At 61.6% G+C, this 19,470-nt stretch carries 15 protein-coding genes; 9 read left to right on the forward strand and 6 right to left on the reverse strand.

The window, feature by feature from the left end; all coding sequences use genetic code 11:
• Positions 1 to 31 precede the first annotated feature (31 nt).
• Positions 32 to 2,551 (reverse strand): DNA polymerase I, encoded by a 2,520-nt coding sequence (polA, locus tag EDD77_RS11065; protein ID WP_058963103.1) that lies wholly within the window; start codon positions 2,549 to 2,551, stop codon positions 32 to 34.
• Positions 2,552 to 2,711: 160 nt separating this feature from the next.
• Here polA and dusB point away from each other — a divergent pair, with 160 nt between their 5' ends.
• Positions 2,712 to 3,686, forward strand: coding sequence for a tRNA dihydrouridine synthase DusB (gene dusB / locus EDD77_RS11070; protein WP_058963104.1), 975 nt, complete (start codon positions 2,712 to 2,714; stop codon positions 3,684 to 3,686).
• Positions 3,687 to 3,691: 5 nt separating this feature from the next.
• Here the strand turns inward: dusB and yfbR are convergent, their stop codons facing one another.
• Entirely contained in the window at positions 3,692 to 4,291 is a 600-nt protein-coding gene (gene yfbR / locus EDD77_RS11075; RefSeq protein WP_058963105.1) for a 5'-deoxynucleotidase, read from the reverse strand.
• A 134-nt stretch (positions 4,292 to 4,425) separates the two neighbouring features.
• Between yfbR and EDD77_RS11080 the strand changes: the two genes are divergently transcribed.
• Genes EDD77_RS11080 through EDD77_RS11090 form a run of 3 tightly spaced genes read left to right on the forward strand, consistent with a single transcriptional unit; the run spans position 4,426 to position 9,389 of the window.
• A complete protein-coding gene (locus EDD77_RS11080; protein ID WP_058963106.1) occupies positions 4,426 to 6,804 on the forward strand; it encodes a YfhO family protein in 2,379 nt (792 codons plus the stop codon).
• A 28-nt stretch (positions 6,805 to 6,832) separates the two neighbouring features.
• Positions 6,833 to 8,983, forward strand: coding sequence for a Tex family protein (locus EDD77_RS11085; protein WP_058963107.1), 2,151 nt, complete (start codon positions 6,833 to 6,835; stop codon positions 8,981 to 8,983).
• A 28-nt stretch (positions 8,984 to 9,011) separates the two neighbouring features.
• Positions 9,012 to 9,389 (forward strand): winged helix-turn-helix domain-containing protein, encoded by a 378-nt coding sequence (locus EDD77_RS11090; RefSeq protein ID WP_058963108.1) that lies wholly within the window; start codon positions 9,012 to 9,014, stop codon positions 9,387 to 9,389.
• A gap of 62 nt (positions 9,390 to 9,451) precedes the next feature.
• Here the strand turns inward: EDD77_RS11090 and EDD77_RS11095 are convergent, their stop codons facing one another.
• The 3 genes from EDD77_RS11095 to EDD77_RS11105 all read right to left on the reverse strand — a co-directional run bounded on the left by EDD77_RS11095 (position 9,452) and on the right by EDD77_RS11105 (position 12,615).
• Positions 9,452 to 10,219 (reverse strand): sulfite exporter TauE/SafE family protein, encoded by a 768-nt coding sequence (locus tag EDD77_RS11095; protein WP_058963109.1) that lies wholly within the window; start codon positions 10,217 to 10,219, stop codon positions 9,452 to 9,454.
• A gap of 135 nt (positions 10,220 to 10,354) precedes the next feature.
• The gene (gene asnA / locus EDD77_RS11100; protein ID WP_058963110.1) at positions 10,355 to 11,362 is read right to left on the reverse strand and encodes an aspartate--ammonia ligase; all 1,008 of its coding nucleotides are present in this window, start codon (positions 11,360 to 11,362) and stop codon (positions 10,355 to 10,357) included.
• A gap of 5 nt (positions 11,363 to 11,367) precedes the next feature.
• Complete coding sequence (locus tag EDD77_RS11105) at positions 11,368 to 12,615, reverse strand: hemolysin family protein (RefSeq protein ID WP_058963111.1); 1,248 nt, start codon at positions 12,613 to 12,615, stop codon at positions 11,368 to 11,370.
• 496 nt (positions 12,616 to 13,111) lie between these two features.
• On the opposite strand from EDD77_RS11105, the gene EDD77_RS11110 reads away from it, so the two are divergent.
• The 4 genes from EDD77_RS11110 to EDD77_RS11125 all read left to right on the forward strand — a co-directional run bounded on the left by EDD77_RS11110 (position 13,112) and on the right by EDD77_RS11125 (position 16,671).
• Positions 13,112 to 13,333 (forward strand): hypothetical protein, encoded by a 222-nt coding sequence (locus EDD77_RS11110; protein ID WP_058963270.1) that lies wholly within the window; start codon positions 13,112 to 13,114, stop codon positions 13,331 to 13,333.
• Positions 13,334 to 13,663: 330 nt separating this feature from the next.
• A complete protein-coding gene (locus EDD77_RS11115) occupies positions 13,664 to 15,310 on the forward strand; it encodes a CotH kinase family protein (protein WP_058963112.1) in 1,647 nt (548 codons plus the stop codon).
• The gene (locus tag EDD77_RS11120; RefSeq protein ID WP_058963113.1) at positions 15,294 to 16,007 is read left to right on the forward strand and encodes a polyphosphate polymerase domain-containing protein; all 714 of its coding nucleotides are present in this window, start codon (positions 15,294 to 15,296) and stop codon (positions 16,005 to 16,007) included. Before EDD77_RS11115 ends, EDD77_RS11120 begins: the two co-directional genes overlap by 17 nt.
• The gene (locus EDD77_RS11125; protein WP_058963114.1) at positions 15,997 to 16,671 is read left to right on the forward strand and encodes a DUF4956 domain-containing protein; all 675 of its coding nucleotides are present in this window, start codon (positions 15,997 to 15,999) and stop codon (positions 16,669 to 16,671) included. Before EDD77_RS11120 ends, EDD77_RS11125 begins: the two co-directional genes overlap by 11 nt.
• Positions 16,672 to 16,793: 122 nt before the next feature.
• Here the strand turns inward: EDD77_RS11125 and EDD77_RS11130 are convergent, their stop codons facing one another.
• A complete protein-coding gene (locus EDD77_RS11130) occupies positions 16,794 to 17,993 on the reverse strand; it encodes an acetate/propionate family kinase (RefSeq protein ID WP_058963115.1) in 1,200 nt (399 codons plus the stop codon).
• A 187-nt stretch (positions 17,994 to 18,180) separates the two neighbouring features.
• Between EDD77_RS11130 and EDD77_RS11135 the strand changes: the two genes are divergently transcribed.
• The gene (locus tag EDD77_RS11135) at positions 18,181 to 19,383 is read left to right on the forward strand and encodes a nucleotidyltransferase family protein (protein ID WP_058963116.1); all 1,203 of its coding nucleotides are present in this window, start codon (positions 18,181 to 18,183) and stop codon (positions 19,381 to 19,383) included.
• Positions 19,384 to 19,470 lie beyond the last annotated feature (87 nt).

Genomic DNA, 19,470 nt, shown 5'->3' on the forward strand with positions numbered 1-19,470 from the left:
GAAAAAACGCCTCCTCTGTGGAAAACCCGCCTTAGTGGGATTCCAGCCAGGTCTTGCCCTGGCCCACGTCGGCGGTCAGGGGCACGGAATAGCTCACCGCACCCTCCATCTCCTCCTTCAGGATGCGGGCCACGGTCTCGGCTTCCGCCTCCGGGGCCTCCACGATCAGTTCGTCGTGCACCTGCAGAATCAGCTTTGCGGCCAGGCCCTCGGTGCGCAGCCGCCGCCATACCTTTACCATGGCCAGCTTGATCACGTCCGCCGCAGTGCCCTGAATGGGGGTGTTCATGGCCATCCGTTCGCCCAGCGCCCGCAGGTTATGGTTTTTGCTGGCCAGCTCGGGCAGGGCCCGGCGGCGGCCGAACAGGGTGGTCACATAGCCCTTCTCGGTGCCGTGGGCGATGGTCTCGTCCATATAGTTTTTCACGCCGGGGAAGGTGGCCAGATAGTTCTTGATGAACTGATCCGCCTCCTTCACCGACACGTTGATGTCACGGGAAAGGCTGAACGCGCCGATGCCGTACACGATGCCGAAGTTCACCGCCTTGGCGGAGGAGCGCAGGGCGGGAGTAATCATCTCCGGAGGCAGGTTGTAGATCTTCGCGGCGGTGCTGCGGTGGATGTCCTGCCCGGTCAGAAAGGCCTGCCGCATGGATTCATCGCCGGAAATGTGGGCCAGCAGCCGCAGCTCGATCTGGCTGTAGTCCGCGTCCACCAGGGTGCAGCCGGGCTTTGCCACAAAGAACTGGCGCAGCTGGCTGCCCAGCGGGGTGCGGATGGGAATGTTCTGCATGTTGGGCTCGCTGGAGGAAAGCCGCCCGGTGCGGGCCTCGGTCTGGTTGAAGGTGGAGTGCATCCGCCCGTCCGGCCCGATCACCTTCAAAAGACCCTCCACATAGGTGGAGTTCAGCTTCTGGTAGGTGCGGTACTGCAGAATGTCGTCGATCACCGGGTGCTCACTGCGCAGGCTTTCCAGCGTTTCCGCGTTGGTGGAGTAGCCGCTCTTGGTCTTTTTGCGGGGCGGCAGGCCCAGCTTCACAAAGAGAGCCTCGCCCAGCTGCTTGGGGCTGTTCACGTTGAATTCATAACCCACCTGCTCGTAAATACGGGCAAGGCAGCCTTCCAGCTCCTGCTTCATCTTTTCGCCAAAGGCCACAAGGCCCTCTTTGTCCACCAGCATGCCGGTGCGCTCCATGTCCGCCAGCACCAGCGCCAGCGGCAGCTCCACCTCAGCCAGCAGCCGGTCCATGCCCTCCTCGGTCACCTTGGCGGAAAGGGTATCGTACAGGCCGGCCAGTACCCCGGCCAGCGGGGCGGACTCGCACCGGAAAGCAGGCTGGATGCCGTATTCTGCGGTCAGATTTTCCACCGTGTAGCTGCTGGCGGCGGGGTTCAGCAGATAAGCGGCCAGCTTTGCGTCGAACACGATGCTCTTGCCCTCACCGCCGTTTGCCAGCGCCAGATGATAGAGCGGCTTTGCGTCGAATACCCGCAGGGTGGCGTCGCTGTCCAGCAGGCGGGCCAGTGCGGCCTCGTCCAGCGGGTAGACGGCATTTTCCTGCACCGCGTACCAGCTGCCATTTTCCTGCGCCAGCTCATACCGGCCCTCGGGCAGCATGGGCAGCACGTCCGGTTCCACCACTGCCAGCTCCGGCGCGGGGGCGGCAGCCTTGGGGGTTACGCCGTCCAGACCCAGACGGGGGGCAAGGCTGTGGATCTCCAGTTCGGCCAGCAGCCCGGCGGCCGCGGCCGCGTCGCCCTCGCCCCGTTTGTAGGTGCCGGGGGCAGTTTCCACAGGAATGGCGCAGTCGATCTCCGCCAGCTTGCGGGAGAGCTCGGCCTCCTCCTTGTGGGTGGTCAGCTTGGTGCGCACGCCGGGCTTGATGGCGCTGTCGTCGATGTTCTCGTACACGCCCGCCAGACTGCCGAATTTCTGAATCAGGGCAAGGGCGGTCTTTTCGCCCACGCCCGCCACGCCGGGGATGTTGTCCGAGGTGTCGCCCATCAGGCTCTTCACCTCGATGAGCTGCTTCGGGGTTACGCCGTATTTTTCCTCCACGGCGGCCTTGTCCATCACCACGGTCTCACTGCGGCCCATCCGGGTGGCGGCCAGCAGCACGGTCACATGCTCGTTTACCAGCTGCAGGCTGTCCCGGTCACCGGTGGCCAGATAGCACTCGTCGCCCCGGGCGGCAGCGGCCGCGCTCAGGGTGCCCAGAATGTCGTCCGCCTCGTAGCCCTCCCTGGAGACCATCACAAAGCCCAGATCCGCCAGCAGCTCTTTCAGCACCGGCATCTGCTGGGCCAGCTCCTCGGGCATGCCCTTGCGGGTGGCCTTGTAGCCGTCGTACATCTTGTGGCGGAAGGTGGGGGCCTTCAGATCAAAGGCGATGGCCACCTCGTCCGGCTGAACCTCTTTTAAAAGGTTCAGCAGAATATTCATAAAGCCGTAGATGGCGTTGGTGTAACGGCCATCCTTGGTGGTAAGCAGCTTGATGCCGTAAAAGGCGCGGTTCACAATGCTGTTGCCGTCCAAAACCAGCAGTTTCATGGGCAGACCTCCGAAAAATGTGTGTTGACCGCCCGCCCCCAAGGGGCCCGGCGGCGATTGCTGTATTTATTAAGTATACCACAAGGGCGGGTTTTGTGGTACAATAAACCCTGGATTTATCCCGGGCAAAGCCGCCCGGTCATTCAAAGGAGAAACCTCAATGCAGCTTGGCAATATGACCTTTGCCCCCGGCGCGGTGCTGGCCCCCATGGCCGGCTTTACCGACGCCGCCTGCCGCCGTCTGGCGGCCAATCACGGGGCGCTTTACACCATCAGCGAGATGGTCAGCGCGAAGGCCCTGACCTTTGGCGACAAAAAAAGCGCCCAGCTGATCTATAATGAAAACAACCCGGCCCCCTACGGGGTGCAGCTGTTCGGCGCGGAGCCCGAGACCATGGGGCAGGCCACCGCGCTGATTCAGAAGTACAAATTCGATTTCATCGACATCAACATGGGCTGCCCGGCCCCCAAGATCAACTCCAGCGGAGCGGGCAGCAAGCTGATGCTGGATCCCAAAAACTGCGGCGACATCGTGGCCGCCGTGGTGAAGGAGAGCCAGGGCAAGCCGGTCACCGTGAAGATGCGCGCCGGCTGGGATGCCGATCACATCACCGCCGTGGAGGTGGCCAAGGCCTGCGAGGCCGCGGGCGCGGCGCTGGTGGCGGTGCACGGCCGCACCCGGGAGCAGATGTATCAGCCCGGCACCGTGGACTGGAAGATCATCGAAGCGGTGAAAAAGGCGGTGAAGATTCCGGTGCTCGGCAACGGAGACATTGAATCCGCCGCCGACGCGGTTGCCATGGTGAACGCCACCGGCTGCGACGGCGTGATGGTGGGCCGGGCCGCGCTGGGCGACCCCTGGATCTTTGCCGAGATCAAAGCCGCGTTGAACGGCGAGCCCGCCCCGGAAAAGCCCACCCTGCGCCAGCGTCTGGAAGCGCTGCGCACCCAGGTGTATGAGATGTGTGAGGAAAAGGGCGAGTGGGTGGCCATGCCCCAGGCCCGCAGCCAGGCCCTTTACTACATGAAGGGCCTGAAGGGCGCGGCGGGGCTGCGCCGGGCCTGCTGCCAGCTGAGCCATTACGAGGATCTGGACGAGCTGTTCCAGAAGGTATACGACGCGGGCAACCGCTGAGCGGCTCAGTCTGCGCTCTGGCCGGTCAGCTCATCCAGCGGCTGGGCGTAGCAGGGCAGCATGTGCACGATGAAGTAGTCTGCCTCCGGGCAGTGCATCTCCTTCAATGCGGCCCGCTGCTGGGTCAGCGCGGCGGCAAATTCCCGGTTGCCCGCCTGCACCTCCTCGGTGCATTTGATCAAAGCGCTTAGCCGGTCCGCCGCCTTGAGCAGCTTTGCCTCCGCTTCGGTGAGCAGGCTGCCGGTCACATAGCCGGCCATCTCGCCCCGCAGCTGGGGCGGCAGATACCCCAGAAGGGCAGTGGCGCTTTCCTCCTCCAATGCCTTGTAGGCTTTGCGCAGCCGTTCGTTTTTGTATTTCACCGGGGTGGGCATGTCGCCGGTGAGGATTTCCTGTGCGTCGTGATACAGCGCCGCCACCGCCACCGTCTCCGGCCGCACCGGCGTGCCGGTGATCTTTTGTGCGATCAGGCACAGGGTGTGGGCCAGAATGGCGGTGTCCGCCGCGTGCTCGCTCAGGCTCTCGGTGCGGGAGGCGTGCATCAGGCTCCACCGGCGGATGTATTTCATCCGGCTCACCAGTGCGTTGAAGGAATAGATTTTCATTTCTTTCACACTCCTGTGCGTTAAACTTGTATAGATTGCGTCCAATGGGCGCGTTACGAAAACACTATACCATATTTTCCCGCCCGGGGGCAGCCCCGGCGCGCCGAAAAGGGGAAGGATGTGAGGTGCGTTCTATGATACGCCCACTGGAAAAACCACAGAACAAATACTGGCTCACCTTCGCGCTGTGCGGCCTTGCCGCCGCGCTGATGTTCCTGTTTTTTTACATTGTGGATAAAGGTTTCTTTTTATACGCGGGGGACTTTAACAGCCAGCAGATCGCCTTTTATTATTCCGCCAATGAATTTGTAAAATCCGGCGGCGGCTCCTTCAGCTGGGCCACCGATCTGGGCAGCGGCTTTCTGAACAGCTACGCCTTTTATCTGGCGGGCAGCCCTTTCTGGTGGCTGAGCCTTTTGTTCCCGGCGGCCTGGATGCCCTATCTGATGGTGCCGCTGCTCTGCCTGAAATTCGCGGTGGCAGGCGGGGGCGCTTACCTGTGGATGCGCCGCTACACCCGCAAGGCAAACATGGCGGTGCTGGGCGCCTGTATGTACGCCTTTTCCGGCTTCACGGTCTACAATGTGTTCTTCAACCATTTTGTGGACGTGGTGGCCCTGTTTCCCTATTTTTTGTGGGCGCTGGATGCGGCGGTGTATGAAAAGCGGCGCGGGCCGTTCGCGGTGCTGGTGGCGCTGAACTTACTCAACAACTACTTCTTCTTCGCCGGTCAGGTGGTGTTCCTGGCCATCTATTTTGTGTGCATGGTTCTGGCCGGGCGCTACCGCATCAACGGCCGCACCTTCGGCGCGCTGGCCTTCGAAAGTCTGGCCGGCGTGGGCATGGGGGCCATTCTGGCCATCCCCACCATGCTCAGCCTGCAGAACAACCCACGGGTGTCCAGCTTCTCCGAGGGCTTCGGCCTGCTGCTTTACGGCAACGTGCAGCAGTACGCCGCCATTCTGTACAGCTTTTTCTTCCCGCCGGACTGCCCCTACATGCCGGTGATCTTTGATTCCGGCGTGATCAAGTGGACCAGCATGGCCGCCTATCTGCCGCTGGTGAGCATGATGGGCGTGCTGGCCTACTGCCGGTGCAAAAAGGGCACCCCCTTCAAGTGGATTCTCAGCGTCTGCCTGGTGATGGCGCTGGTGCCGGGGCTCAACTCCATGTTCTACGCCATGAACTCCAGCTACTATGCCCGCTGGTACTACATGCCGGTGCTCATCATGTGTGCGGTCACCGTCTACGGGCTGGAGCACGAGGACGAGGTGGATTTGAAAAAGGGCCTGCGCCCCACGCTGGCGGTGCTGCTGGCCTACTGCGCCTTCGCGCTGGTGCCCACCGAGACCGACGACGGCGGCTGGAAAATCGGCGTGATGGACTACCCGGAAAAGTTCTTTTTGAACTTCGGCATCGCCTTCATCGGGGTGCTGCTGTTCTGGGTGCTGTGGCTCATGTACAAGCGCACTCCCCAGCTGCCCCGGCGGCTCACCGCGGCGGTGCTGGCCTTCGGCTGCCTGTATGGCGCGGTGCACATTTCCATCGGCAAGTTTGCCCAGTGGGACAACGACAAGGACTTCTACCAGCAGCAGTATGTGGACGCCCGCGCTCTGGCGGACATTCTGCCGGAGGGCGCCTACCGCATCGACGACTACGAATGTTACGATAACCTGGGCCTGTGGGTGAACCGGAGCGATCTGCAAACCTTCAACTCCACCGTGGCCCCCTCCATTCTGGAGTTCTACCCCCAGGTGGGTGTGAAGCGGGATGTGCGCAGCGCCCCCGAGCTGGACAAGTACGCCCTGCGCGGCCTGCTCAGTGTGAAATACACCATCTGCCCGGTGGACAAGCAGGAGGAATTTGAGGAAAAGGCCGGCGATAACTGGCGCTACTGGACCACTCAGGGCCAGCTGGCAGTGTATGAAAACACCGACTGGCTGCCCATGGCCTACTCCTACGACGCCTACATCACCGAGGAGGAGTATGAGGAGATTCCGGAGGATTACCGGGCAAACCTGCTCATGCGGGCCATCGTGCTCAGCGAGGAACAGATCAACACCTGGGGCGGCGGGCTGCGCCATCTGACCGAAGAGGAACAGACCGACTTCGACCGGGCCAGCTACGAGGAAGATCTGGACGCCCGCCAGGCCATGGCCGCCAGCAGCGTTGTGCTGGACAACTGGGGCCTTACCGCCAACATCCAGCTGGAAAACAGCACGCTGGTCTTCTTCCCGGTGCCCTACGACGCGGGCTTCACCGCCATTGTAAACGGCGAGGAGGCCCCGGTGCTCAAGGTCTCCGGCGGACTGATGGCGGTTCCTGCCCAGGCGGGCGACAACAGCATCCGGCTGGAATACCACACCGAAGGCCTGAACGTGAGCCTTGCTCTGGCGGGAGTGAGCGCCGTGGCCTTTGCCGGGTATCTGGGGCTGAATGCCTATGCCCGCAAAAAGCGCCGGGCGGCTCTTGCGGAAAAATATCATCTGGACCCGCCGCAGCCCCGGCAGTAAGACCGGAACACAAAGGAGAAAGAACCCAATGGATTTTGCAAAGATTCTTGCCGGGGAGCTGAACGTCCCCGAGCAGTATGTTTCGGCGGCCATCCGCCTGATCGACGAGGGCAACACCATTCCCTTCATTGCCCGTTACCGCAAGGAGGCCACCAACGCCATGGACGACCAGGTGCTGCGCCAGCTGGCCGACCGGCTGGAGTACCTGCGCGGTCTGGAAAAGCGCAAGGGCGAGGTGGCGGCCACCATTGAAGAGCTGGGCGCCATGACGCCGGAGCTGAAAAAGGCGCTGGACGCCGCCAAAACGCTGGCCGAGGTGGAGGACATCTACCGGCCCTACAAGCCCAAGCGCAAGACCCGGGCCAGCGTGGCCAAGGCCCGTGGGCTGGAGCCGCTGGCCCAGGCCATCTTCGCCCAGAAGCCGGGCCTGGATGTGAACGCCGAGGCGGCAAAGTACATCAATGACGAGGTGCCGGACGCCGAGGCTGCACTGGCCGGTGCGCGGGACATCATCGCCGAGCAGGTGAGCGACGACGCGGCCCTGCGGGCCCAGCTGCGCCGCTTCTACCAGACCTTCGGCCTTGTGAAGAGCAGGGCTGCAAAGGAAGAGGACAGCGTCTACGCCGGGTACTACGATTTCAGCCAGGCGGTGAATAAGATCGCCGGTCACCGGGTGCTGGCGCTGGATCGTGGCGAGCGGGAAGGCTTTTTGAAGGTGACTGTGGAGGTGGACGCGGAAAAGGCCGTGGGCGGCATCCGCCGCATGTTTGTGAAGGCGGGCGGCGGCCCCAGCGCGGCTCAGGTGAGCGCCGCGGTGGAGGACGCCTACACCCGGCTGATCCATCCCAGTCTGGAGCGTGAGGTGCGCTCCAATCTGTCGGAGGAAGCCGCCGAGGGCGCCATTCAGGTGTTTGGCGAAAATCTGCGCCAGCTGCTTCTGCAGCCGCCCATCAAGGGCAAAGTGGCCCTTGGCATGGACCCGGGCTACCGCATGGGCTGCAAGCTGGCGGTGGTGGACGAAACCGGCAAGGTGCTGGATACCGCGGTGGTCTACCCGGTGCCTGAGTTCAAAAAGGTGGAGCAGGCCAAGGCAAAGGTGAAGGATCTGATCCGCCGCCACCATGTGCAGATCATTGCCATCGGCAACGGCACTGCCGGCAAGGAGACCGAGATCTTTGCCGCCGAGGTCATCCGGGAGCTGGGCGGCGGTGTGCAGTATATGGTGGTCAGCGAGGCAGGGGCCAGCGTTTACTCCGCCAGCAAGCTGGCCGCCGAGGAGTTCCCCCAGTTCGACGTGAACCTGCGCAGCGCGGTGAGCATCGCCCGCCGCCTGCAGGATCCGCTGGCCGAGCTGGTGAAGATCGACCCCAAGGCCGTGGGTGTGGGCCAGTATCAGCACGATATGCCCCAGAAGCGGCTGAACGAAACGCTGGACGGCGTGGTGGAGGACTGCGTGAACAGCGTGGGCGTGGACCTGAACACCGCCAGCGCCCCGCTGCTGGCCCGTGTGGCGGGCCTGAGCGCCTCCACCGCCAAAAACGTGGTGACATGGCGGGAGGAGAACGGCGCGTTTGCCAGCCGTGCCCAGCTGAAAAAGGTGAAGGGCCTTGGCCCCAAGGCCTTTGAGCAGTGCGCGGGCTTCCTGCGCATTCCCGGGGCGAAAAAGGCGCTGGACGGCACCGCCGTCCACCCGGAAAGCTACCCGGCGGCGGAAAAGCTGCTGAGCCTGTGCGGCTTTGCGGATAAGGACATCGGCACCGAGGCCATTCAGGCCCTGCCCAAAAAGGCGAAGGAGATCGGCTTTGCCACCCTGTGCGCCGAGACCGGTGCGGGCGAGCCCACCCTGAAGGACATCATCGCCGAGCTGCTGCGTCCCGGGCGGGACATGCGGGACGAGCTGCCCGCGCCCATGCTGCGCAGCGACGTGATGAGCCTGGAGGACTTAAAGCCCGGCATGGAGCTGATGGGCACCGTGCGCAACGTGATCGACTTCGGCGCCTTTGTGGACATCGGCGTTCATCAGGACGGTCTGGTGCACATCAGCCAGCTGAGCGACAAGTTCATCAAGCATCCCAGCCAGGCGGTGAAGGTGGGCGACGTGGTCAAGGTGAAGATCCTGGACGTGGACCAGAAGAAAAAGCGCATCAGCCTGACCATGAAGGGGCTGAACAAGCAGTAATGCAAACCGGAAAAGGGAGGAAACGGCCATGCAGGTAAAATTCAGCGTGTATTTCTGCAGCGAGGAGGGCGAGCGCTTTTTCGGCGCGGGGCCCTGTGAGCTGCTGCTGGCGGTGGAGCGGCTGGGCAGCCTGCGGGCTGCCGCCCACGAGATGGGTATGGCCTACACCAAGGCCTTCTCCATGATCAAGCGGGCGGAAAAGGAGTTCGGCTTTGCCATGACCCAGCGCACCATTGGCGGCAAGGGGGGCGGCGGCAGCACCCTCACTCCTCAGGCGCAGGAGCTGCTCATGCGCTATCAGGCCTACCGTACCGCCTGCGGCCAGAGCGCACAGGATCTGTACAACACCTATTTTTCCACCTTCCACCCGGTGCGGGATCTTCCGCCGGAGAAAAACCGGGAATAAACAGCAAAAAAGCCGCGGAGCATTCCAAACGAATGCCCCGCGGCTTTTTTCTGCCGCAAAGGCTACAGGTAGTGCACCGCGATCATGATCACGCCCAGCACGGTGAGCACTGCGCCGGTGGCCCGGTTGAGCACCACAGGGCTTGCCCGGTTGGCGAAACGGGCGGCAATGAGCGCCCACACCAGTGTAAACAGCATGCACAGCACCAGCACAAAAACATCCGGTGTGCCGCCGATGGCGAAGTGGGAAACCGCGCCGGTGAGGGCGGTGAAGGTCATGATGAACACGCTGGTGCCCACCGCGGTTTTCAGCTCGTAGCCAAGCACACTGGTGAGGATGAGCAGCATCATCAAACCGCCGCCTGCGCCCACAAAGCCGCAGATGAAGCCGATCACCACGCCGCAGCCCAGCGATTGCAGGCAGCTTACCAGCGGCGAAAGCCCGGCCCGCTTTTCCTTGGTGGTGGTCACCGGCAGCACGATGAATTTCAGGCCCAGGAACAATGTCATGAACAGAGAGAAGCCGCCCATGGTCTGGCTGGGCATCAGGCTGGCAGCCCAGCTGCCCACCATGGTGAACACCAGCACGGCGGCCATCATCACCAGCCCGCCCCGGATGTCCAGATTTTTGTTTTTTCCATAGGTAATGGCGGAAGCGGCGCTGGCCAGCACGTCGCTGGCTAGGGCGATGCCCACCGCCAGGTAGGGATCCATGTGCAGGAAGGTGATGAGCATGGGGCTGATCACCGCGGCGGCGCTCATGCCGGCGAATCCGGTGCCCAGGCCCGCGCCCATCCCCGCGAAAAAGCATACGATCAGGGTCAAAAGCATCTTGTTATCGGCCTCACTTTGCTCAGAAAATCGTAAAAAACAGCATAGCGCAAAAACGCGAAAAAACTGTGAAAATTCAAAAAAAGCCCGGCCTTCCAGAATGGAAGGCCGGAAATCCGTAACATCAGAAAAATATCACAGCAGCGGAACACCGGCAGCGCGGCAGGCGGCGCGGGTTTCGTCGTCCCACAGGCTCACCTGCACCTCGCCCACATGTACCTTGCCCAGCAGCAGCATGCACAAACGGCTCTGGCCGATGCCGCCGCCGATGGTCAGGGGCAGCTCGCCCGCCAGCAGCATCTTGTGGAAGGGCAGTTCGCGGCGGTCGTCGCAGCCGGCCTCGGTGAGCTGCCGGTCCAGCGCGGCCGGGTCCACACGGATGCCCATGCTGCTGATCTCGATGGCCTGGCCCAGAGGCTCGTGCCAGAACAGCAGATCGCCGTTCAGGGTCCAGTCGTCGTAGTCGGGGGCGCGGCCGTCGTGGGGCTTGCCACTCTTCAGCTTGCCGCCGATCTGCATGATGAAAATGGTGCGGTGCTCTTTGGCAAAGGCGTTCTCCCGCTCCTTGGGGGAAAGCCCGGGGTACAGATCCTCCAGCTCCTGGCTGGTCACAAAGGTGACCTCCCGGCACAGGCTGGTGTTCAGGTCTGCAAACTGCCATTTCAGCTCGTCCAGTGTGGAGCTGATGGCGTACACGATGTTCTGCACCGTGTGCTTGAGAAATTCCGGGGTGCGGTCCTGAGCAGTGATCACCTTTTCCCAGTCCCACTGGTCCACATAGATGGAATGCAGGTTATCCATTTCCTCATCCCGGCGGATGGCGTTCATGTCGGTCACCAGGCCGTTGCCCACCCGGAACCCGTACTGATGCAGGGCCAGCCGCTTCCACTTGGCCAGGCTGTGCACCACCTGGGCGCTGGAGCCGGTGGCGGGCACGTCGAAGCTGACCGGGCGCTCCACGCCGTTCAGGTCGTCGTTCAGGCCGGTGGCCGGATCCACGAACAGGGGCGCGGTGACCCGCTTCAGGTGCAGTGCGGCGCAGAGCTTCACCTCGAAGATCTGCTTGATCAGGCCGATGGCCTTCTGGGTGTCGTAAAGGCCCAGGCAGGGGATGTAGCCGCCGGGCAGTACGGTCTTGTTCATTGGTCTTATTCCTCCTCGGGCTTGGGTTCAATGCGCACCAGCAGGCTGAGAATGCGCTTGTCCTCCACCTTTTCCACCGTGACATGCAGGTTCTGGAACTCGAAGCTCTCGCCGGGTTCGGGAATGTGCTCCAGGCACTCCAGAGCCCAGCCGGCCACGCTGGAATAGTCGCTGTCGAAATCCTTGATCTTCAGGTCCAGCTCGTCGAACAGATCGTCGATGTTCACCTCGCCGGCCACCCGGTACAGGTTCTCCTCCAGCTTCTGGATGGGAGTCTCCTCCACCTCGTCGGTCTCGTCGAAGATCTCGCCCACCAGCTCCTCCAGCACGTCCTCCATGGTCACAAGGCCCAGTGTTCCGCCGTAGTCGTCGGTCACAATGGCCATGTGCTGCTTTTTGCGGCGCAGCTCGGCCAGCAGATCATTGATGTGCTTGGTGCGGTACACGAAGGGAATGTCGCGGCAGAGTTCCCGCACGTTCACGGGTTTATTCTGCGCCAGGCAGCTGAACAGATCCCGGGTGTGGAGCATGCCGATGATGTGATCGATGTCGTTTTCATACACCGGAATGCGGGTGTAGCTGTTGGCCAGCACGGTGGCGATGATCTGATCCACCGGGTCATTCACGTCCACAGCCAGCATATCCACGCGGGGAATCAGAATCTCCTGCACGGTAATATCGTCGAAGTCGATGACCGATTGGATGATGTCGGTCTCCTGACTGTCCAGCACGCCTTCTTCCTCCACCGTATCGATGATGGTTTTCAGCTCATCCTCGGTCACGCTGGGCTGGTCGTCCGCTGCCTTGCGGCCGAAGGCCAGCTTTTTCAGCAGCACAAAGAACAGCACCAGCGGGGTGAACAGCTTGCGCAGCAGGTCAATGATGCCTGCCACCCGGATGGCGATGGCCTCCGCGTGCTCCTTGGCAAGGCTCTTGGGCAGAATCTCGCCGAAGATCAGCACCAGCAGGGTCATTACCACGGTGGAAACCATGGGGCCCCACTGCTGGCCCACAATGGCAACTGCCATCACGGTGCCCAGCGAGGAGCTGGCCATGTTCACGATATTGTTACCGATCAGAATGGTGGAGATGGTCTTGTCGTAGTCGTCGGCAATTTTCAGCGCCAGAGCCGCGCCCTTGTCGCCGCTTTCGGCGCGGTTGCGCATGCGGATGCGGTTGAAGGAGGAAAGCGCGGTTTCGCTGCCGGAGAAAAACGCCGAACCGGCAACCAGAAGAAGAATGAACAGGTACATACTAGGGCCAGGAGTATCCAAAAACAATCACGAACCTTTCTGAATTTCACATGTAGTTTATCGAATGCAGCCCCCGCATCAGGGGCAGGGGTTACCTTATTATATATAACAGAACATGGCCGTCAATGCAACAAAAATATGGCGGATGCTGGTGCCGGAGGACAAGGTGTTTTTGCCTGAGGGACAAAGGAATATGGATAAATGTTTCCTAAGTGTGAATCAATCTCAATGTTAAAGACAAAAGTAACAAAAAGTAACTGAGGAAAACTGCGCTTTTGGTACATCGGGGAGAAACTTTTGAAAAGTGGCGACAAATGGATTATTCCGTGCTATAATGCCTACCAAGGAGCAAGGGTGTGTTTGAGGGGCGGCTGTTTCGGCCATACTAAGCACATCGGTGTTTGCTCCGGAAGAAAACCGGAATGCCGCGCGCAGGGGAAAGGCGCGCCGCCGGGAAAAAACCAATTTATTTGATTTTTTGGGAGGCATGAGAACAATGATGAAAGAGATCAAGGTTTCCAGCTTCAAACAGGTTAAGGACATTGTAAGCGCCGCAGCTTCCTGCGAGTGCGAGCTGAACGTGCAGGATCTGAAGGGCGTTATCGCCGATGCCAAGAGCATCTTGGGCCTGATGAATCTGGATTACAAGCACCCCGTCAAGCTGATGGGGGAGAACGCCGAGGAAGTAGAGCAGGTCTACAACGCGGTTGTTCAGTAATCAAGCGCAAAACAAGGGAACGAAAGCCCGGCTGGTGCCAAGCACCAGCCGGGCTTTTCCTTTGCCGGAAAGCGCCTTTTTCTTCAGGCAGCGCCGCACAATTCACGCCGCATGGCTCAGGCGGACGTATCGCGCCCAAAATTTCCGTGCGATTCACCCAAAATGCTCACAGGTCCACCAGGGATCGACTGCGCTTCCGGGTTGCTGTCATAAAAATTTTCCGGCGCGCTGCACCATCTGGAATTGTGCGGTATTGCCTTTACAGCCTCCGGGCGGCATGGTAAAATGAAAACAACTGTGACGCGAATATACGGGAAATGGGGCAATTTCTTGAAGAAAACAGTCAAATGGATCCTGGTCATCTGCTGTTTGTGCGGACTGGCCGGGTTTTTGGCGTTCAGCGGCTGGCAGCAGTCCCGCCAACTGTTCGGGGCCCGGCTGGCCGGGCAGAGCCAGATCGAGCGCATTACCCAAACCGCCGCGCTGACCGCCGACGAATGCGCACTGTACTGGAACGGGGTGGAGCTTGCCTATAATCGGGAGCTGGGGGCCTATTGCCTGCCTCAGCCGCTGGAAGGCGAGCCCACCGGTACGCTCAGTGCCCAGTGGGGCAGCATCTATCTGCCGGACTGGCTGTGGCAGGAGGATGGCGCCGAGGCCATCGCCAGCGGCAGCCCGCAGGCGGTGTATGTGAGCGATGGTAAGCAGTGGAAAAAACTGTATGTATACCGCAGCGGTATGCCGGTAATCGCCATCGACAGCCAGGTGCGGGTGAGTATCCCCCGCGACCGGGACGTGGTGGGCTACACCATGGGCCGCCTGCCGGTGGAAAACAACTACGGCAGCATCCGGGTGTTCTGGCCGGAGGGCAACCTGCGCCAGCAGGTGGTGAGCACCGGTGTGGAATGGCACTGGAGGGGCAACGCCAGCTATTTTGCGGACAAAAAGTCCTACCGGCTGAATCTGCTGGACGAAAACGGCAACCCGGACGCCCAGGACCTGCTGGGTCTTGGCTCGGATGCGGACTGGATTCTCTTGAACCTGGCCACCGACGTGACCCGCGTGCGGGACAAGGTGGCAAACGATCTGTGGAATCAGATGAGCGCCACCTGGGAGTTTGACCCGGCAGGGGCTGTCTGCGAGTTCGTGGAGCTGTATCTGAACGACGAATACATGGGTGTATACCTGCTGTGCACCAACATCGACCGGGAGCTGCTGGATCTTCAGGGCGGCGACCGGCTGTACAAATACCGCCAGGCTACCATGATTCAGGATGAGGACTTTGACCAGCTGGAGCAGGAGCAAAGCCTGGAATGGCTCAATAAGCTGGAGGTGGTCTGGCCCAAACTGTGGACCGAGGGCGTCTGGCAGGAAATGCGGGACTATGTGACCGCCTTCTACCGGCCCGAGAGCCATCCGGAGGCGGAAGAGCTGGAGCAGATGGTCAATGTGGACAACCTGATCGATGTGGCCCTGTTCAAGCAGTTCACCTGCGCCATCGACAACTCCTACCAGAACCAGTATTATCTTTACCGCTCCGATGAAGGAAAAACCTATCGCATCCCCTGGGATCTGAACTACACCTTCGGCGACACCCACGACGGCCTGTTTGAGCTGGATTTCTCCACGCTGGTGGTGCCGGACATGGAGCTGAACAAGCTCTATGAGGCGGACCCGGAGGGCACCGCCGAACGGGTGGCCAGCCGCTGGGCTGAGCTGCGCGAGACCGTGTTCGACTGGGATGCGGTGTATGAAGCCATGGAGAACGAGACCGACTATCTGGTTCGCAGCGGGGCCATGGGCAGGGACTGGGATCTCTGGGGGGCCGAAGGGGCCTATGCCAGCGGCCTTTCCGCCCACCGCACGCTGGATCTGGACGAGACCGACCAGCTGATGGAAAAGCGGCTGGAGTATCTGGATGAATATATGGCGGATTACCGGCCGGAAAGGGTGGAAGCGTTTGGATTACCGGAATGAATGGAAATACCAGGTGAGCGGGGCTCAGCTGGCGGTGCTGGCGGCCCGGCTTTCGCCCATTCTGCGGCCGGACGGTCATCACCGGCCCGGCGGCTACGCCATCCGCAGCCTGTATTTTGACGATTTTTCCAACAGCTGCCTGTGGGAGAACGAGGCTGGCGTGGACGACCGGCGCAAATACCGGCTGCGCATCTACAACGGCGATGCAAGCCTCATCAAGCTGGAGATCAAGGAAAAGCTGCACGGCATGACCCACAAGACCGCCTGCACCATCACGCCGGAGCAGTGCCGGGCCATTATCCGGGGCACGCCCCCGCCGCTGGGCAAGGACAGCCCGCCTCCCATGAATCTTCTGGCGGCGGCCATGCGCACCCGGGGTCTTGCGCCCAAGGTGATCGTGGAATACGAGCGCACCGCCTACATAAGCCGATTGGGCAATGTGCGCATCACCTTTGACCGGAATATCGCGGCCAGCGCGGCGGTGGGGCTTTTTCTGGAACCCCGGGTGCCCCTCACGCCGGTGCTTCCGGCGGGCCAGCATGTGCTGGAGGTCAAGTACGACGAATTTTTACCGGATCCGGTGGCTCAGGTGCTGGAACTGGGCCATCTGCGGCGCACCGCGTTCTCCAAATATTATCTCAGCCGGCTGGTTTTGAGCGAGCCGCTGGCGGAAAGGGCAATGCAATATGAGTTTTAACGACGTGATCAAAAACAGCGTGCTGGAGGGCTTTGCCTCCACCGACATCACCCCCGCTGCGCTGGCGGTGGTGCTGGGCATCACCACCCTGCTGGGCGTGTATCTGTATGTGGTGTACCGGCTGGCCAGCCGCAACGCCTTTTACAGCCGGGATTTCAACAAGGCGCTGGCCCTGATGCCGGTGATCACCGCCGCCATCGTGCTGGCCATGCAGAGCAGCATCGTGATCAGCCTGGGCATGGTGGGTGCGCTGTCCATCGTGCGTTTCCGCAACGCGGTGAAGGATCCCATGGATCTGGTGTTCCTGTTCTGGAGCATCAGCATCGGCATCGTGTGCGGCGCCCGGCTGTATTCCATTGCCATCATCGCCAGCCTGGTGGTCACCGTGCTGGTGTTCCTGCTGGATCTGGTGCCGGCGGGCAAGGCCCCCTTTCTGCTGGTGGTCAATGGCAGCGACCCCGATGTGGAACATGCGCTGGAGCCGGTGCTGCACCGCTTTGCCAAGAGCTGCCGGGTGAAGAGCCGCAACCTGACCGCACAGGGTGTGGATCTGATTGTGGAGCTGCGCACCAGCAAGGAGGCTCAGCTGGTGCAGGCCTGCGCCGCGGTGCCCGGTGTGGAGAGCGTGAGCCTGCTGGCCCACGACGGCGAGGCCCGGTTCTGAGCCCTGCGCTTATCGTTTTTTGCTTTCCAGTGTCCGGTCAATTCAGGCAAACAAAAGTCGCCCGGTTTTCCAAACGGAAAACCGGGCGGCTTTTGTTATTGTGCTTTATCTGGCGGAATGAATCAGCCGTTCACCAGAGCCAGGGTGTCGCGGGCGATCATCAGCTCTTCGTTGGTGCAGACCATCAGGATCTTCACGCGGCTGTCCTCAGCGGACAGGTCGATGATGTCGGCGCCGCGCTGCTTGTTCTTCTCCTCGTCCAGCTTGATGCCGAAGAACTCCATGTTCTCGCAAACCTCTTTGCGCAGGGGAGCGTCGTTCTCGCCGATGCCGCCGGTGAAGACCACGCAGTCCAGACCGCCCATGGCAGCGGTGTAAGCGCCGATGTACTTCTTGATCTGGTAGTTCAGCATCTCCTCGGCCAGGCGGGCGCGCTTGTTGCCGGACTGAGCGGCAGTCTCAACGTCACGCTTGTCGCTGGAAACGCCGGAAATGCCCAGCAGGCCGCTGTTCTTGTTCAGGTAGTCGGCCATCTCCTGACCATGGATGCCCAGCTTCTGCTCCATGTAGGTCACAACGCTGGGGTCAACGTCGCCGCAGCGGGTGCCCATCAGCACGCCGGCCAGCGGGGTCAGGCCCATGCTGGTGTCCACGCACTTGCCGCCGTCCACAGCGGTGATGGAGGAGCCGTTGCCCAGGTGGCAGGTGATCATCTTCAGCTCGCTGGGATCCTTGCCCAGGAACTTGGCGGCAGCCATGCTCACATAGCGGTGGCTGGTGCCATGAGCGCCGTAGCGGCGGATGGAGTACTTTTCGTACATCTCGTAGGGCACGCCGTAGATGTAAGCCTTGGGAGGCATGGTCTGATGGAAGGTGGTGTCGAATACAACCACGTTGGGGGTCTCGGCGCCGAACACAGCCTTGGCGCTGCGCAGGCCCTGCACATGAGCCATGTTGTGAACGGGAGCCAGAGGAGCAATCTCCTCGATCTTGTCGATGATGGCGTCGGTCACGATCTCGCTCTTGGTGAAGAACTCGGCGCCCTGCACAACGCGGTGGCCGATGGCACCGATCTCGCTCTTGTCCTTCACAACGGCGCCCTCGCCGGTGGTCATCATCTCAACGACCTTGGAGAAAGCCTCGGTGTGAGTGGGGAAGGGAACCTCTTCGGTCCAGGCGCCGCCGTTGGCCTTATGGGTGATCTTGCTGCCTTCGATGCCAATGCGCTCGCACAGGCCCTTGCACAGCACGTTCTCATTGTCCATGTCGATGAGCTGGTACTTCAGAGAAGAAGAACCACAGTTGATAACCAGAATCTTCATGTGAAAGTTTCCTCCTGCAATCATGTAAAATCAAAAAATCGGCGCAAAAACCCGCGCCCAGGAAAAAGAGAACCTTTGACTGAGCCGGGTTTTTACATTTTGCTGTTTTTATTATATAATGGAACCAATTCGTTTTCAAGAAGGTAGCCGGTTTTCCGGCAATAAGCCAGAGAAAGGCGGCGAAAACATGCGTCTGGCGGGCATTATCACAGAATACGACCCCTTTCATGCCGGTCATGCCTGGCAGCTGCGCCGGGCGCGGGAGCTGGGGGCACAGGTTATTGCGGTGTGCATGAGTGAGGATCTGACCCAGCGAGGCTCGGCGGCGCTGCTGCCTCCGGCGGTGCGGGCGGCGGCGGCGCTGGACGCGGGTGCCGATCTGGTGATCGGCCTGCCAAACCCCTGCGCGGTGCAAAGCGCCGAGGGCTTTGCCGCCGCCGGCGTGGCCGCTCTCAGCGCCCTTCCCGGGCTGGACAGTCTGGTGTTCGGGGCGGAAACGCCGGATACGGATGCTCTGATGGAGACCGCCCGGGTGCTGTGCAGCCCGGAATTTGACCGAACCGTGAAGCAGCTGGCGGGGCAGGGCATGGCCTTTGCCGCGGCCCGGGCCGCGGCGGCGGGCTCGCTGCACCCCTGTGCGCGGGAGATTCTGGCTCACCCCAACAACAATCTGGGGGTGGAGTACTGCAAGGCCATCCTGCGGCAGGGCAGCAGCCTTGTGCCGGTGCCGGTGCAGCGCACCGGCGCGCAGCACGGCCAGCAGACTCCCGGCGAGGAGGGCTTTGCCAGCGCCAGCTATCTGCGGGGGCTGTGGCGCCGGCAGGGCGTGCAGGCCCTTGCCCCCTATGTGCCCGCCGCGGCGCTGGAGCGGTATCAAAAAGCTGCGGCCCAGGGGCAGGATCTGGACGGGCGGGCCTTTTCCGTTGCGGTGCTCAGCCGGCTGCGGGCCATGGACCCGGCCCGGCTGGCCGCTGCCCGGGGCGCAGCCGAGGGGCTGGAGCACCGGCTGGCGGCGGCGGTGCGCTGTGCGCCGGATCTGGAAAGCCTGTACGCCGCCATGAAAACAAAACGGTATGCCCACGCCCGGCTGCGCCGCTATGCGCTGTGCGCGGCGCTGGGCTACGGGCCGGATCTTCCCCAGACGCCGCCCTATCTGCATGTGCTGGCGGCAAACCGGGCAGGGCTTTCCCTGCTGAAGGGAGCAGCGCTCCCGGCGGATACCTCGCTGGCCGCGCTGGAAAAAAAGAGCGAAGCGGCCCGGCAGATGGCCCGGGCCCATGCGGCAGGTGCGGATCTGGCGGCGCTGTGCCGGCGGATTCCCGGCCCGATGGGGAGTAGCTATACCCAAAAACCCTGCCTGATTACCGGGGGGTCTGGAAATAATTTCTAGGCAAAACCGACAAATCACTGTTCGACTTTTTGTGGAAGTTGCATTTCGGAGAAAAAAGTCCTATAATGGAGCCCGGAATAAACTACG

Source organism: Allofournierella massiliensis, assembly GCF_004345265.1.
GTDB lineage: Bacteria > Bacillota > Clostridia > Oscillospirales > Ruminococcaceae > Allofournierella > Allofournierella massiliensis.

What these genes read in the sequence shown, in the direction of transcription:
- EDD77_RS11105 (WP_058963111.1), bottom strand. Translation starts at nt 12,615, where the DNA reads ATGTACCTGTTCATTCTTCTTCTGGTTGCCGGTTCGGCGTTTTTCTCC.
- EDD77_RS11110 (WP_058963270.1), top strand. Translation starts at nt 13,112, where the DNA reads ATGATGAAAGAGATCAAGGTTTCCAGCTTCAAACAGGTTAAGGACATT.
- EDD77_RS11135 (WP_058963116.1), top strand. Translation starts at nt 18,181, where the DNA reads ATGCGTCTGGCGGGCATTATCACAGAATACGACCCCTTTCATGCCGGT.
- yfbR (WP_058963105.1), bottom strand. Translation starts at nt 4,291, where the DNA reads ATGAAAATCTATTCCTTCAACGCACTGGTGAGCCGGATGAAATACATC.
- asnA (WP_058963110.1), bottom strand. Translation starts at nt 11,362, where the DNA reads ATGAACAAGACCGTACTGCCCGGCGGCTACATCCCCTGCCTGGGCCTT.
- EDD77_RS11125 (WP_058963114.1), top strand. Translation starts at nt 15,997, where the DNA reads ATGAGTTTTAACGACGTGATCAAAAACAGCGTGCTGGAGGGCTTTGCC.
- EDD77_RS11130 (WP_058963115.1), bottom strand. Translation starts at nt 17,993, where the DNA reads ATGAAGATTCTGGTTATCAACTGTGGTTCTTCTTCTCTGAAGTACCAG.
- EDD77_RS11095 (WP_058963109.1), bottom strand. Translation starts at nt 10,219, where the DNA reads ATGCTTTTGACCCTGATCGTATGCTTTTTCGCGGGGATGGGCGCGGGC.
- dusB (WP_058963104.1), top strand. Translation starts at nt 2,712, where the DNA reads ATGCAGCTTGGCAATATGACCTTTGCCCCCGGCGCGGTGCTGGCCCCC.
- EDD77_RS11090 (WP_058963108.1), top strand. Translation starts at nt 9,012, where the DNA reads ATGCAGGTAAAATTCAGCGTGTATTTCTGCAGCGAGGAGGGCGAGCGC.
- polA (WP_058963103.1), bottom strand. Translation starts at nt 2,551, where the DNA reads ATGAAACTGCTGGTTTTGGACGGCAACAGCATTGTGAACCGCGCCTTT.
- EDD77_RS11080 (WP_058963106.1), top strand. Translation starts at nt 4,426, where the DNA reads ATGATACGCCCACTGGAAAAACCACAGAACAAATACTGGCTCACCTTC.
- EDD77_RS11085 (WP_058963107.1), top strand. Translation starts at nt 6,833, where the DNA reads ATGGATTTTGCAAAGATTCTTGCCGGGGAGCTGAACGTCCCCGAGCAG.